The sequence below is a fragment of the Mucilaginibacter sp. P4_E8 genome, from assembly GCF_056401495.1.
The window spans coordinates 1-15,284 of the sequence record NZ_JBFUJG010000122.1 but is presented as its reverse complement, the minus strand read 5'-3'; the positions used below and the strand labels follow the sequence as shown (position 1 = coordinate 15,284).

Sequence of the window (15,284 nt, the reverse complement as noted above, 5' to 3'; positions counted from 1 at the left end):
GGTTTATCCGTTAAAGGTAAACATGGAGGAGGAAGAAATAATACGCAGGGCGGCTAAGCTGATTAATGACCGGATAAAGGAATATCAGGAAAATTACGCGGTAAGGGATAAACAGGATCTGCTTTCGATGTGTGTGTTGCATTATGCTACATCATCATTAAAAGCCGAGAAGAAAGTTACCGTTGAAGATACCGATATTGCCGAAAAGGTTTATCAGTTGGATCATTTGCTGTCCGAATTTTTCTCGAAGTAATAAACGTTCTTACATATATACAGAGCACATTTAAGATTTAGCCGCAGTTAAATTTTAGGTTTCACTATTAAAAACTTAACGCTTCAATATTAAGCGGATCAAAGAGGCATGCGTTACTCTTGTATTAACGTAACCATGGTCCCAATATCCGAAAAGAAGTTTTTAAATACATGATACTTAAGAATTAGTTGCGGTTTTTTTATTTATATAACCTTACACCCTAAAAGAAGATGGACGTACTATTATACATTATTATTGGGCTGCTGGTCGGTGCCATTATTGGCATTATCATTGGCCGCTTCCTGTTACGGAAGCTTTTTAAAGACCAGGAAACATCGGCACAGAACAAAGTGAAAAAGATATTAAAGGATGCTGAAAACAACGCCGAGATCCTGAAGAAAAATAAATTACTGGAAGCCAAAGAGAAGTTTTTACAAATGAAAGCCGAACATGAGCAGGAAGTAAACACAAAAAATAACAACATTAACCAGCGCGAAAACGGTGTAAAGCAAAAAGAGCAATCATTAAACCAGCGCCTGGAAAACATGAACCGTAAGGAAAGCGAGTTGGATAACACGCGTAAAAACCTGGAGAAACAAACGGAGATTGTTGTTAAAAAACAAGAAGAAGTAGAGGTGCTGAAAAACTCGCATGTTCAGCAACTGGAAACCATTGCAGGCCTGTCAGCCGATGATGCAAGGAACCAACTGGTTGATACTTTGCGCGAGGAAGCACGTACCAAAGCCATGATCCAGATAAAGGACATCGTTGACGAGGCCAAACTTACGGCTACCAAAGAAGCCAAAAAGATAGTTATACAAACCATACAACGTACCGCTACAGAGAGTGCTATTGAAAATACGGTTTCTATTTTCAACATCGAGAATGATGAGATCAAGGGCCGTATCATAGGCCGCGAGGGTAGGAACATCCGTGCGCTGGAAGCTGCAACTGGTATTGAAATTATTGTTGATGATACGCCCGAGGCTATTATCCTATCAGGCTTTGACCCGGTTAGGCGCGAAATTGCGAGGCTTGCCATGCACCGCCTGGTAACCGATGGCCGTATACACCCTGCCCGTATTGAGGAGGTTGTGGCCAAAACCAAAAAGCAAATTGAAGAAGAAATTGTTGAAATAGGCGAGCGTACTGTAATTGATCTGGGTATACATGGTTTACACCCCGAGCTGATCCGTATGGTTGGCCGCATGCGTTACCGTTCATCATACGGGCAAAACCTGTTGCAGCACTCTCGCGAGGTTGCTAACTTTTGCGCTACCATGGCTGCCGAGCTTGGCTTAAATGTTAAAATGGCTAAACGTGCAGGGTTGTTACATGATATTGGTAAAGTACCTGATGATAACCCTGAACTACCACACGCTATTTTGGGTATGCAATTAGCCGAAAAATATAAAGAGCATCCCGAGGTTTGTAACGCTATAGGTGCTCACCATGATGAAATTGAGATGACCTCCATGTTGTCACCCATCATTCAGGCCTGTGATGCTATTTCAGGAGCACGTCCGGGAGCACGCCGCGAGGTGGTTGAAAGCTACATTAAACGTTTGAAGGAACTGGAAGAGCTTGCGCTTTCTTATCCGGGTGTCGAAAAAACCTTCGCCATACAGGCCGGCCGTGAGCTGCGTGTAGTGGTTGAAAGCGAAAAAATAACTGATGCGCAATCAGAAGTTTTGGCAGCGGATATCTCCAACAGGATACAAACCGAAATGACCTATCCGGGTCAGATCAAGGTTACCGTGATCAGGGAAACCAGGTCGGTAGCTTTTGCTAAGTAAGCACACATAACGAATAAATAACAAACCCTTTTTGCCTAAAAAACAGAAAGGGTTTTTATATTTACATTAAAATGGCTTCAAACAAATTAACCGATACTTCAAAAGGTGGCGTACCATCAAAGGCAGATGATGTTCGTGCGGTTGATGTTTATTTTGCTAAATATGCCGAAAGCCATCAAAATAAAACCAATGAAGCGATCCATTTTATTTGCATCCCGCTTATTGTGTTTAGTTTGGTAGGATTAATATGGGCAATTCCGTTTCCATATCTTAAATTTTTAGGTACCTATAATGGTGTTTTTAACTGGGCATCCTTTTTAATTGCTTTTAGCATTTACTATTATCTTAAACTTTCGCCGGTACTCTCGTACCTGATGTTGTTGGTGCTTTTTGGCTTCAGCTATGCTATTATACAACTGGAGCAATGGCATAAAGCGGGCGGCCCGGCTTTGTGGCTGGTTTGCCTKGTTATATTTTTTATATCATGGATGGGGCAATTTATCGGGCATAAAATTGAGGGTAAAAAACCTTCGTTTTTGGATGATATTAAATTTTTGCTGATTGGCCCCATATACCTGCTTCACCTCATACTTAAAAAGTTATCTGTTAAGTATTGATCATTGATTTTTACTTAATGTTAACAGCTGGGATTAAATATAATCTTTTGTTAATACACTGTTAATATTGTAGCCGAACCTTTGTGCTTTAAACAAACACAAATGAAAAAGCTTTACTTTATCCTTTTATCAGTGCTGATTATTGGGGTTGCAAATGTTGCCAGGGCGCAAATTACAACCTCATTAGTAAGCGGAAAAGTTACCGACCAGAAGGGCGTTACGCTGCCTGGTGTAACCATTACCGTACTTAATACAAGTACTGGGACACGTTACGGGGCACAATCCAATGCCGATGGTCGTTATACTATCGCCAACGTTAACCCTGGTGGTCCTTACACTGTTTCTGCTTCTTTTGTCGGATTTAAAAAAGACGAAAGAACAAATATTACTTTAAGTCTGGGCAGTACCACTTTTAATTTTGCACTGGCCGACGAAACAACAACTTTAAAAGAGGTAAAAGTAACCGCTAACTCCGGCGGAACAAAAACCGGTGCAAGTACCCGTATTAACCAAAATCAAATCCGTACCGCGCCTTCAATTAACCGCAGCTTACAGGATTTAACCAGGAATACTCCTCAAAGTAATAACAACTCTTTTCAGGGAACCAACTATCGTTATAATAACGTAACCCTTGATGGTGCTATCAATAACGATGCGATTGGTTTTAGCCCCTCATTGGGCGGCCAGAACAATGCATCTGGTCAGGTAGGTAGCAGTACCCGTACAAGCCCGGTATCATTAGATGCTATTCAGGATATACAGGTACTGGTTGCACCTTATGATATTAAAATTGGTAACGTATTGGGTGGTAGTATCAACGCGGTAACCCGTAGCGGTACCAATGATTTTACCGGTTCGGTATACGGTTTTGGCCGTGGCTCATTTATGGTAGGACCAAATAACGCTCCTGCTGCATCAGGTGGTGATGGTTCAAAACTTTCAGATTTTCATGACTACCAAACAGGTATCCGTTTAGGTTTCCCGATCATCAAAAACAAATTATTCTTCTTCACCAACGAAGAGATTGCCCGCAGACAAGATCCTGTTATCGCTGCAGCCGGTACTAATGGTTCATCAAAAATATTAAGCTTACAGGATGCTCAGGCCCTGGCAACAGCATTTAAAAACGATTATGGTCAGGATCCGGGTACTTTTGGTAATACAACCATTTTCTCAAATTCAAACAAGTTCTTTAACCGTTTGGACTGGAACATCGATGATCACAATCAGTTAACCATCCGTAACAATACCATTATTTCAAAAGCGACCAATTTGGAGCGCGATCAGCAAAACTTTCGCTTTAGCGGTATCGATTATACCTCACACAATAACTCAACCTCAACTGTTGCCGAGTTAAAATCGAGATTCTCCAACAACGTGAGCAATAGCTTGGTATTAGGTTACTCAAACGTACATGATTACCGTGACCCTAACTCAGATCCGTCATTGCCGCAGATCGAAATTACCGGTCGTACTCCAGGCACCACCATATTTATGGGTACCGACCGGGAGGCCGCTATATTTGATATGCACCAGAAAACCGCTGAGTTTACCGATAACCTAACCTGGACAACAGGTAAACATACCTTTACTTTTGGTACCCACAATGAGTTTTACAATATCACTTATAACTTCGTAAACTCATGGAATGGCCGTACCGCTTATAGCAGTATAGACAACTTCATTGCTGCTCAACCACAACCAAGCCGTGTACGTTATAACGGTAATTACACTAATAACAGCCGTGATTATATTTTTGCCAATCCATCAGCTCAGTTTAAAGTTAACCTGCTGAGCTTATATGGTCAGGACGAAATTCAGTTAACTGATAACTTCAAATTAACTGTAGCCTTACGTGCCGATTATGCAGGTGTACCAAACAAACAACCATTGAGCGATAAAACAACAAATGCTGCGGTTGATCCTAACTACGGTAATACCTATACTTATACCAAGCCAAAAGACATCAAACAAAATTACCTGGGTAACATAGAGTGGAATCCGCGCGTAGCATTTAATTATGATGTGAACGGCGATCAAAGTGTTATTGTACGTGGTGGTAGCGGATTCTTTACCGGTCGTGTTCCATTTGCATGGTTTGGCTACRCATTTTATAACAATGGTAATACTTATGGTGCTTATGATAATAAAGCGCCTGCTGCAGGCGTACCTAAAGTGCCAAATTTCGCTCAAGGTGATGCAACCCAGGTAGATATGATCGACAATAACTTTAAAATGCCACAGGTTTGGAGAAGCAGCCTGGCTGTTGACTATACTACTGATGATCAGTGGAAGTTTACCGGTGAAGGTATTTATACCAAAGTTATTCATGATTTAAAATTTCAACAGGTAAATACACTCGATCAGGTAACCTATTACGTTTACGATACACAAAAACAACAGCCTATATTTAATAACACCGCCACCGCCCTCAATGGTGGTAAGATCAGCAAATCATTTACGAATGCTTACTTACTATCAAACACCAGCGAAGGTTACCGTTACAGCTTAACGGCACAGGTAGCTAAAAACACGCAGTTTAGCCCAGTAAGTGCCTTGAATGTGTCTGTTGCTTATACCTATGGCCACTCCAGAGACGTTACCAACGGCATCCGTAACTCCATGGAATCAAACTGGCAGTTGAACCAGGCTTTAAACCCTAACAACCCGGGTTTGGCTAACTCTAACTTTGATATCCGCAGCCGCATCGTGTCAAACATTAATTTCAAGCATGATTGGGATGCAAATCAAAACTATACTGCTAATTTCAGTTTCTTCTTTAGTGCTCAAACCGGTAACCCGTTCACTTATGGTTTCTATCCAAGCGCTATTGACGGAACCGGCCAGCAAGTTAGTTTAGCTTACATCCCTAAAGCTGGTGAAACGGTTAATTTCTTTTCTGATATTGCCGGTGGACAAACAGCTGTTCAGCAAGCTGCCGCTTTTGATGCATTCATTAATAAAAATAAATACTTGTCATCTCGCCGCGGTAACTTTACTGAGCGTAATGCAGCGTTTACTCCTTGGAATAATGACCTTGATTTCCGTTTTACTCAGGACTTTAAATTTGGTAATGGTAAACACAAACAGATGATCACCTTTACTTATGACATCATTAACCTTACCAACCTGTTGAATAAAAAATGGGGACAATACTATTTCTCAGCTAATACATTTAACTCAACATCAAGCGTTGGTTTAACACCGGTAAAAGCCGGAACACCATCATTTGAAAATGCAGCAACAACTTATCCAAAATATACTTTCCAGGATCCTGGAGTACCATATTCTGTTGATTTGTTTGCTTCACGCTGGCAAATGCAGTTTGGTATACGTTACAGCTGGTAATACAACCAAACAGTTAATAAAACAAAAGCCCTGCCGGTTAAATCTGGCAGGGCTTTTGTTTTAAATCAGTCAGCGTGTTTATACTGATGGTTTAGCCTCGCCGTACTTATTTTTAAAATACAAGTATAAAGGAACACCACTTAAATTGAGCAACAGGCCAATGATGGATGCTTCCGTTTGTGTGATAATAGTATTTATGACCAGGGCAATGCAGAAAAATATAATGATGAAAGGAATTACGGGGTAGCCAATAACTTTTGATGTGATTACTTTTTTCAGTTTCATTTTTACCAGGCCCCAGGTTGCCAATGCAAAAAATGCGTATGAAGCAAAAATTACCAAATTTGTTATCTGATCAAACGTGCCACTGCACACCAATATTACACTCCATATGGCCGAATAAAGGAGTGCTATATGTGGCGTGCTGAAAGACGGGTGTACGTTTGCTGCCTTTTTAAAGAAAACATTTTCCTGCGCCATACGGAAGTAAACACGTGGGTAAGAAATGATGCAACCATTGAGAGCTCCAAAGGTACACACCATAATAAGCACAGCAATAATTACAGATCCTGTTTTACCCATTAAAATTCCGGCAACCTCTGCCGCTGCAATTTTGTTGCTGCCTAACAAAGCCAGTTGTGATACAGGCAACACTTTCATGTAAGCATAGTTAAGCAGCACATATAGCGTCATTGCTATGCCCACACCGCCAATAATGGCCAAGGGGATGTTACGTTTGGGATTTTTGATCTCTCCGGTAACAAAGGTTATGTTGGCCCAGCCATCGTAGGCCCATAAAGCGCTAAGCATGGCGCCAAATAAACCACTGAACAAGGCCGCCCCCTGGGGATGAATTACCGTGGCTTTCTCAACTGTAGCTACCGCTGGGTGGCCGGTATATAGTAATCCTGAAATAATCAGCAGTAAAATGCCCAGGATTTTTGCTGATGTTACAATGTTATTTAGTATCCCAGCCTTATTTACGCCTCTGTAGTTTATCCAGGTTAACAATACTATAGTAAGTACAGCAAGCGTTTTGATCCCTGAATCGGCAAATGGAAAAATAGCATGCCCAATACTGATATCTTTAAATGCATACAATGGATCGGGCAGCGGGATAAGCGTATTCACAGATTGTGCAAACACGAACGACAATGCGGCTATAGCCCCGCTACCTACTATGGTAAAAATAGTCCACCCAAACAGGAATGCGATAAAATTTCCATAAATAAGCCGGAGGTACTCATATACACCACCCGTTTGAGTGGTCATGGTGGCCAGGCCTGCATAGGTAAAGGCGCCAAACATGGTAATGATGCCCGCTATGATCCAGGCCATTAAAATATATGATTCGCTATTGAGCGTCTGCGACATCGGAACAATTTTTTTAAACACACCTGAACCAATCATGATACCCGCTACCAGTAAAATCCCTGTGGGCAGGCCAAGTACCTGTTTTAAATGAGCTTTTGAAGTTTCGGTAGTGGTGTTTTTGTCTTCCATGATCTTTTCGGGTTCAAGATTGTTTACCGCAATATAACTTATTTTACAGAGGATTGTCGGTATGGTATTACCCATAAACAAAACGCCCTGCCGGTTTAACCGGCAGGGCGTTTTGTTGTAAAGACACATCACATGTGTCTTATTGATTATATAGGGGAGACACATGTGATGTGTCTCTACGTTTAGATCGGCCTATAAATTTTTGCCTAATTTCTCCAATATATCCTGTGGTACCTTCTCCAGATCAAGCACCAGGAAGCCATCAAGGCAATCGGCAAATTTAGGGTCGATATTAAAGCTGATGATCTTGGCATTCAAAGCGATGTACTGACGCAGCAGCACAGGGACCTTCATATTGCGGGTTTCTACTTCCGATATCAGGTTATCCAATCCTTTAAATGAATCCTCACCAGCCATGAGCAGGTCGGTATCTATCTTGGCAAAATCAACCTTGAATTTTTTACGTGGCTTAACGTATTGCGCCATTTCATGATCAAAGTGGTTACGGTTTATGTAATCAACAATAAGCGATTTGGAGAATTTAGAGAACGAATTGCTGATACTCACCGGCCCTATCAAATATCGGTATCGCGGATTATCGATCAGGAACTTTAAAATACCCTTCCACAGTAAAAATAGGGGCAATGGTTTGGTTTGATATTCCTTGCGGATCCATGAACGGCCAAGTTCAAGGCTTTTGCGTAGTACCGGAGTAAACTGGGTTTTAAGTTTAAACAACTCGGTAATGTAAAAACCCTTTTTGCCAACACTGTAAAATATTTCATCGCCCAAACCAATGCGGTAGGCACCTACTATCATTTTAGCTTCAAAGTCCCAGATGAACAGGTGATTATAGTAAATATCGTATTCATCAATATCAATACTCTTATTAGTTCCCTCACCAACTTCCCTGAAAGTTACTTCACGCAGGCGGCCAATTTCACGTATAACATTTGGAATAGTTGAGGTTGGTACTATAAAAACTTCGTAGTTCTTCTCTGTCCAAACCTTATAATTTTCCCGTAACGGAGCAATCTCTTTTTCCAGTATAGCACTATCTATCTCTGGGGTTATAGCCTCGGGCAGGCGTTTTATTTTAAAAAGGTTACGCGGATTAAATATTTTCTTTTCCTCTTCAAGGCCTGTTCCTAAAGCATAGGTGCGGGCACGTAAAAAATTAAGCAGTTTAGCACTGTTATTATGATCAGGAACGTCCTCTACATTAATGGGTTTGCCAATGCGTAGCTTAATGGTATGCCCATGCTTATTAAATAATTCCGAAGGTAATTTGGCTGTGCGCAGAGCCGGATGTATAAGGCTCAGTAAATTAAAAAGCAGGCCGTTATTGCCATGGAAATAAATAGGGACAACAGGCACTTTTGCCTTCGCTATTATTTTGCCTACCACAGGGTGCCAAAGGCGGTCAGTTACCTGTTGCTGCTCAACCTTAAAGGTTGATACTTCACCCGCCGGGAAAATACCAATAGGTGTGCCATTATTTAAAAGCTCCAGTGTGTTTTTTAAACCGCTGATGCTTGAGGAATGTTCAACATTTTCAAACGGATTTACGGCTATAAAATAGTCGCTCAGATTGGGGATTTTTTTAAGCAGGAAGTTGGCCATCAGTTTGGCATCGGGCCTTACCATGCATAATATTTTTAAAAGCACCATGCCTTCAATACCACCATAAGGGTGATTGGCAATGGCAACAAAGCTGCCCGTTTTGGGTATGTTCCTTAACTCACGTTCGTCAAATTCAATATCAATACCACAGCCTTCTAAAATAGCGTCAACAAACTCGGGCCCCTGTTTTGGCTGTGCCTGGGCAAAAAGATCATTAACCTGGTTAATTTTCATCAATTCCATCAATAAAGCGGCCAGGCCCGGCATTTTCAACTTATCCAGTTTGGTGGCTTTGGCAAACTCTTCGGTGGTTATTACTTTCATTTTTTATAAAAGGGGGTTTAACTTATAAATATCCTGAAATTTTCTTTATTTTAACAATTGATAAATGCAGTAAATGAAGGCACATATAAAAAATTACTTATCTGTAACCAAAAAAGAATGGAACGGAATGGTAGTATTTATTATTTTAATTGCATTGGTTTTAGCAGCGCCTTACGTTTATCAAACGTCGCGCAAAGATAATATAATAAATTTTAATGAGTTTGATAAAGCTGTTGCCCTGTTAAGCCGGGGTAAAAATGTTAATCCGGGCAGTAATTCTTTGGCCGATGATGCAAAACCTGCCAATGCTGTGCTGTTCACCTTCAATCCTAATAATTTACCCGATGCCAGCTGGCAAAAACTGGGTTTGAGTGAGCACCAGATCAGGGTGATAAAAAATTATGAGGCTAAGGGCGGCAGGTTTTACTCAAAAGAAGATGTAAAAAAGATCTATTCCATAACAGATGCCGACTATCAGCGGTTGGAACCTTACATTAATATTCCTGGTAATACACATTATGCAAATAAAGCCGCGCCGGGCGAGATCATTGAAATAAACAGTGCCGACTCGGCAAAGCTAACGCGCATCAGGGGCATAGGGCCGTCATTTGCCATGCGTATCATGAGATACCGGGATCGTTTGGGCGGTTTTTACAGTAAAGAACAGCTAAAAGAAGTATTTGGTGTTGACGATACCAAGTATGCCGAAATAAAAAATGGCATAGCGGTAAATGGCAAACACATCACCAAAATAAACGTGAATACGGCCACCTTTAACCAGTTAAGGCGTTTCCCGTACATTAGCTTTAAGCAAATGAATGCTATTTTGGAGTACCACACTCAACATGGCGATTATGAATCGGTTGATGATATGAAAAATATAGCCATACTTGATGAAGGAATTTTGCGTAAAATTGAGCCATATTTAGTTTTCAAATGATAACCCAGCAAATAAAGAAAGCCATCCGCGATATTCCCGATTTTCCGAAGCCCGGAATTATTTTTAAAGATATTACCCCCATTTTAAAGGATCCTGTTTTGTGCGATAACATTATCAATGCCTTTGTTGAACAATTGCAGGGTACCCGTATTGATGTAATTGCCGGTATTGAAAGCCGTGGTTTTTTATTCGGATTAACGCTGGCCACCAAATTAGGTGTTCCATTTGTACCTATACGCAAAGCAGGCAAACTGCCATTCACCATTAAACAAAAGGTTTATAAGCTGGAGTATGGTACGGCTGTTATTGAATGTCATACCGACGCCTTTGAACCCGGTCAGCATGTATTGATCCATGACGATCTGCTGGCTACCGGCGGTACCGTAACAGCCGCAAGCGAACTGATCAAAGAAATGGGATGTGAAATAGCTGGTTTCTCCTTTGTAGTAGAGCTTGGCTTTTTAAATGGCCGCGAGCGGATATTGCCTATCAGCGATACATTAGTAGTATTGGCAGAGTATTAGGAATAGGCTATTAATCTTTAAATGAAATAACAAACGTTGTCCCTTCATTTACTTTACTATCAATAGTTATATGGCCACCTAAACTGGTAACATGGTTATGAACCAGGTACAGGCCAATACCCTTACTATCTGAATGCTGATGGAATTTTTGGTTAAGGCCAAATATTCTGTCCTTTACTTTGTCTATATCAAAACCCAAGCCTTCGTCCCTGAATATTAATTGATTGACGCCATTTACTTGTTTCGAATATATCGTGATAACAGGAGTGCAATCAGTTCTTGCGTATTTAATGGAATTGGTGATCAGGTTAAGTAATATGCTTTCCAAATAGGCTTTGTTAAATTTGATCTTTTTTGCTTCAGAAAAATCAGCATTAATAATTGTTTTTGAGTTCAATATTAATGTACTTAATGATCGTTTTACTATCTGGAGGCAATCATTCAAATCAAGTTCTTCTATTTGAACACTTAACAGGTCTTTTTGACTCAAATCATCTACATATTTATTTAAGGTATCTTTCAAATTTTCTGTAGCCGATTTCAGCATGCCTATAAATTCAAGTGTTTCATCATCTTCAATTTTAGATACATCCAAAAGATTAAAAACTGATATTAAATTACTAACCGGCGACCTTAAATCATGTGAGGTTGTATAAGTTAACTGTTTAAGATCTCTGTTGATCTTTGTCAAATTGGCAAGCAGGTTATTTCTATTTTCTTCAAGTTTTTTCTTGTGGGTGATGTTTTTCGCGATAGCAAACACCACTTGTTCGCTTTCAACAGGCATTGRGGTCCATGAAAGCCAAACTATCTCACCGTTTTTGGTAACATACCTGTTTTCGAAATTTAAAAGAGGGATATTTTTTAAAATGTTTTTACGATTCTTCGCGGTAACATCCTTGTCGTCAGGATGAATAAATGAACTAACCGGATTTGAGTACAATTCTTCATTAGTGTACCCCAATGTTTTAGAAACTATTGGGTTGATCTTTTTAAAATACCCATCGTACCCTGTTATGCATAACAGATCGGGTGAAAGATCAAAAAAGAGCTCCAGGTTGAAAGTTTCGGTTGTGCCCGGATTGTAGTTAACATTTGAATATTCATTCATTGATAATTGTTCTTTTTAATCCAGACAAACAATATAGTAAATAAAAAATTATCGTAACAAATAAATTTTTTACCAAAAAAAATAATAAATTTTTATGTGTCAAATAGTTTGGGCTTTTATACTCTTTTTTTGTTAAAAAGCTCCCTCCATAGTTTATTGTTAACCAACTTAAAAATGACTCATTTAATGATGATGATCGGGAGCTAAGAAACTACCTGTGAAATTGATTTTGCGTTTGACAATAGAAAGAAATGACCATTTTCCGCTCCTGATCTCTATAGAACATGAGGAAACTGAAATAATAAAAAATAAATTCTAAATGCATTTGGTCCGAATTATAATGTTTAAATTAACTAAACCTTATTATTATACCAGATACCAATTTGTACTTCTTTTTGCCCGCTATTTGGGTAAAACTAAGCTGGTAATTAATCCGTTACTTTGTAATAACCAATTAAAAAAACATGGATTCTTTATTAACAGATACGCCTGCAGGCTTCGATTTTTCGATGAATGATAACCAACGGATGGTAGGCCAAATGGCCAAAGATTTTGCCGAAAGAAACATCAGGCCACATGTGATGGAGTGGGACGAGGCACAGCATTTTCCAATTGAATTATTTAAACAACTGGGCCAGTTGGGCATGATGGGCGTAGTGGTGCCTGAACAATATGGCGGCTCGGGCTTTGGCTACACAGAATATGTAACCGTAATTTCTGAGATAGCAAAAGTGTGCGGCTCAATAGGTTTATCCCTGGCAGCGCATAACTCATTATGTACCGGTCATATATTGGCCTTTGGCAACGAAGAACAAAAACAAAAATGGCTGCCCAAACTGGCCACGGCCGAATGGCTGGGTTCATGGGGCTTAACGGAAGCCAACACTGGGTCTGACGCACTGGGTATGGGCACAACAGCGGTATTGGATGGCGATCATTATGTGGTGAACGGTTCAAAAAACTGGATAACACATGGTAAATCAGGTGACGTTGCTGTGGTGATGGTACGTACTGGCCAAAAAGGTGATTCGCATGGTATATCGGCCCTGGTTATTGAAAAAGGTACACCGGGTTTTACACACGGTAAAAAAGAAAACAAGTTGGGTATGCGCGCTTCAGAAACCACCGAGCTGATATTTGATAATTGCCGTGTGCCTAAAGCAAATTTGCTGGGTAACGAAGGCGAAGGTTTTAAACAGGCAATGAAGGTATTGGATGGCGGCCGTATTTCTATAGCCGCGTTATCATTAGGGATAGCTAAAGGTGCATTTGAAGCGGCAGTAGCTTATTCAAAAGAACGCAAACAATTTGGGCAGGCTATCAGCAGTTTTCAGGGAATATCTTTTAAACTGGCCGATATGGCAACCGAAATTGAAGCCGCGGAATTACTGGTAATGCAAGCCGCTGATCTGAAAAACAGACATTTGCCGGTAACTAAGCAAGCTGCAATGGCCAAGTATTTTGCATCAGAAGTGGCAGTGCGTACTGCTACAGAGGCGGTGCAGATATTTGGGGGGTATGGTTATACCAAAGATTTCCCGGTTGAAAAATATTACCGCGATGCGAAACTATGTACCATTGGGGAAGGAACATCAGAGATTCAAAAAATAGTGATCAGTAGGGAAGTGCTTCGGGGGTAAGTTAAAATAACGAACACTGAATTTTGGATATCGAATTTAGAAGTTGAATGAAGTAGATCTAAGATGCACCGAAGCTCAATTAAGGAAATTCGTATGTTGAAAGCTAAAGAATCATGATAATCCCTTAATCCTATAAATCAAGGTTCAGACAAAATCAGCGAAATCATTCAATCACAAAAATCAACGGTCTGGCACGCATAAAATAACAGGGCTTTCTACCTGTTTTGACCTTATGCCAATATCTTATCGGTATTTTGGCAGGTATTTTTAAATGTCCGTTTGTCAGTAAGCTTGGTTTTGTCAGGCTTGCTGACAAATTGACAATTTTACATTCCTGATAATCAGTCTTTTAAAGAACGCTTTAATTAAGAGAATTCTTTTACAAAAAAATGTAAAACCAGCAGATATTTAATTGTTAGCACACCAAAATTAAAAACAGTTTTTTCTTTTTTTGATTTCAGCCGTTATGTTGATACATGGCAGGTTTATTCGCTATAACTACTTGTGTTTTTTTTATAATCAGGATTTATTGCTTTTAAATATCCGTTTTTTCTCACTTATGCCTTGAAAATCAGGGTGAAAATTTAATAACGACTCCTTTTTTTTAATATTTTTTTGATTTCAGTAAATTAAGATTTTGATGATTTTTTAGGCGAAAGCGATTTTTTTGCCGTGGCATGTTTTTAGCCGATATCTGCGCAGAAAGAATACAATTGTTCTTAAATCCTAAACCTGCATTGAAAGATCATGGTATGCCTGAAGGAATAATGATTGTTTTTCTGAGAGCTATTAAATTATATATTATTAATCAAAAAAATTAAAGTTATGTTAGTTGTATTAGAAGTTGTTGCTTTGTTAGCTGTAATTATTTTACCATTATTCCCTGCAAAAAAAGTTGCAAAATAATTTAGGTATTATTTCAATTTAAAACAAAATGGACACCCAAGGGTGTCCATTTTGTTTTAAAGCTAATTGTCATAGAACCGTTAGTTTTTTTTGACATAAGTTTCCTCAATCCCTCCAATTCATGACCGCCTTATAATTCCTATAGGTTCTTTTTCTCCCCAAAAAATCCTGACCGGCCTCTTATTTATACCTGTGAATAACGTAAAGAGATACCTGTTTAATGGATGATTTCATAGGCTAAAAATAGATGTTTAACCATCGATTTTTAGGAGCTTAATTAATTGGTAGCTATATGGTTTAACTTAAAAAAAACAGGGAAAATACCTCGCGTATTTTCCCTGTCATAATTAACTAAATTAACTGTCTTATTATTAACTGACCCAAGGTCAGCGACAATTATAAAACGGAATAAAATTCTGTTTGGTGTGCGAAGTACCTAAAAAAAATCGTAATAGTTAATAAAACATAATGTAAAAGAAATATTACAAAACTYTATTTGTTTTTCGGTTGTATGCCGATTAGATTTGGCGGCTTAACTATTAACTAATTTCTTTTAGATGAAAAAAAGTTTACTACTTATTTTGTGCTCTTTCTTTTTAGCTGTATCACAGTTATTTGCGCAAAATCATACCGTAGTTGGTACGGTAACTGCTAAAGAAGATGGTTTGCCACTCCCTGGCGTAACCGTTAAATTAAAAG

At 39.4% G+C, this 15,284-nt stretch carries 10 protein-coding genes; 7 read left to right on the top strand and 3 right to left on the bottom strand.

Features of this window, described 5'->3' with window-relative positions; translation table 11 throughout:
* The 4 genes from AC1DRQ_RS25010 to AC1DRQ_RS24995 form a co-directional block, all read left to right on the top strand.
* The coding region (locus AC1DRQ_RS25010; protein ID WP_477427888.1) for a cell division protein ZapA at nucleotides 1–253 on the top strand (253 nt) is incomplete at its 5' end.
* A gap of 230 nt (nucleotides 254–483) precedes the next feature.
* Entirely contained in the window at nucleotides 484–2,049 is a 1,566-nt protein-coding gene (gene rny / locus AC1DRQ_RS25005; RefSeq protein ID WP_429394308.1) for a ribonuclease Y, read from the top strand.
* A 71-nt stretch (nucleotides 2,050–2,120) separates the two neighbouring features.
* Nucleotides 2,121–2,666: an Mpo1 family 2-hydroxy fatty acid dioxygenase gene (locus AC1DRQ_RS25000; RefSeq protein WP_477427886.1), complete on the top strand. Its 546-nt coding sequence runs from the start codon at nucleotides 2,121–2,123 to the stop codon at nucleotides 2,664–2,666.
* 102 nt (nucleotides 2,667–2,768) lie between these two features.
* A complete protein-coding gene (locus AC1DRQ_RS24995) occupies nucleotides 2,769–6,014 on the top strand; it encodes a TonB-dependent receptor (RefSeq protein WP_477427884.1) in 3,246 nt (1,081 codons plus the stop codon).
* Nucleotides 6,015–6,092: 78 nt separating this feature from the next.
* Here the strand turns inward: AC1DRQ_RS24995 and AC1DRQ_RS24990 are convergent, their stop codons facing one another.
* Nucleotides 6,093–7,517, bottom strand: a complete 1,425-nt coding sequence (locus tag AC1DRQ_RS24990) for an APC family permease (protein ID WP_477427882.1) — start codon at nucleotides 7,515–7,517, stop codon at nucleotides 6,093–6,095.
* A 192-nt stretch (nucleotides 7,518–7,709) separates the two neighbouring features.
* Nucleotides 7,710–9,464 (bottom strand): lysophospholipid acyltransferase family protein, encoded by a 1,755-nt coding sequence (locus AC1DRQ_RS24985; protein ID WP_477427880.1) that lies wholly within the window; start codon nucleotides 9,462–9,464, stop codon nucleotides 7,710–7,712.
* A 73-nt stretch (nucleotides 9,465–9,537) separates the two neighbouring features.
* On the opposite strand from AC1DRQ_RS24985, the gene AC1DRQ_RS24980 reads away from it, so the two are divergent.
* Together AC1DRQ_RS24980 and AC1DRQ_RS24975 are read left to right on the top strand one after the other, a co-directional pair.
* Nucleotides 9,538–10,404, top strand: coding sequence for a ComEA family DNA-binding protein (locus AC1DRQ_RS24980; RefSeq protein ID WP_477427878.1), 867 nt, complete (start codon nucleotides 9,538–9,540; stop codon nucleotides 10,402–10,404).
* Nucleotides 10,401–10,928, top strand: coding sequence for an adenine phosphoribosyltransferase (locus AC1DRQ_RS24975; protein ID WP_429394321.1), 528 nt, complete (start codon nucleotides 10,401–10,403; stop codon nucleotides 10,926–10,928). The genes AC1DRQ_RS24980 and AC1DRQ_RS24975 overlap by 4 nt, the downstream gene beginning before the upstream one ends.
* Nucleotides 10,929–10,938: 10 nt before the next feature.
* On the opposite strand, the gene AC1DRQ_RS24970 is transcribed toward AC1DRQ_RS24975, so the two are convergent.
* Entirely contained in the window at nucleotides 10,939–12,039 is a 1,101-nt protein-coding gene (locus AC1DRQ_RS24970) for a PAS domain-containing sensor histidine kinase (protein ID WP_477427876.1), read from the bottom strand.
* A gap of 464 nt (nucleotides 12,040–12,503) precedes the next feature.
* Here AC1DRQ_RS24970 and AC1DRQ_RS24965 point away from each other — a divergent pair, with 464 nt between their 5' ends.
* Entirely contained in the window at nucleotides 12,504–13,679 is a 1,176-nt protein-coding gene (locus AC1DRQ_RS24965) for an acyl-CoA dehydrogenase (RefSeq protein WP_477427874.1), read from the top strand.
* Nucleotides 13,680–15,284: the final 1,605 nt, after the last annotated feature.

Excerpts from the sequence above, each read along its gene's own strand:
- rny (WP_429394308.1), top strand. The coding sequence starts at position 484 with ATGGACGTACTATTATACATTATTATTGGGCTGCTGGTCGGTGCCATT.
- AC1DRQ_RS24990 (WP_477427882.1), bottom strand. The coding sequence starts at position 7,517 with ATGGAAGACAAAAACACCACTACCGAAACTTCAAAAGCTCATTTAAAA.
- AC1DRQ_RS24985 (WP_477427880.1), bottom strand. The coding sequence starts at position 9,464 with ATGAAAGTAATAACCACCGAAGAGTTTGCCAAAGCCACCAAACTGGAT.
- AC1DRQ_RS24980 (WP_477427878.1), top strand. The coding sequence starts at position 9,538 with ATGAAGGCACATATAAAAAATTACTTATCTGTAACCAAAAAAGAATGG.
- AC1DRQ_RS24975 (WP_429394321.1), top strand. The coding sequence starts at position 10,401 with ATGATAACCCAGCAAATAAAGAAAGCCATCCGCGATATTCCCGATTTT.
- AC1DRQ_RS24965 (WP_477427874.1), top strand. The coding sequence starts at position 12,504 with ATGGATTCTTTATTAACAGATACGCCTGCAGGCTTCGATTTTTCGATG.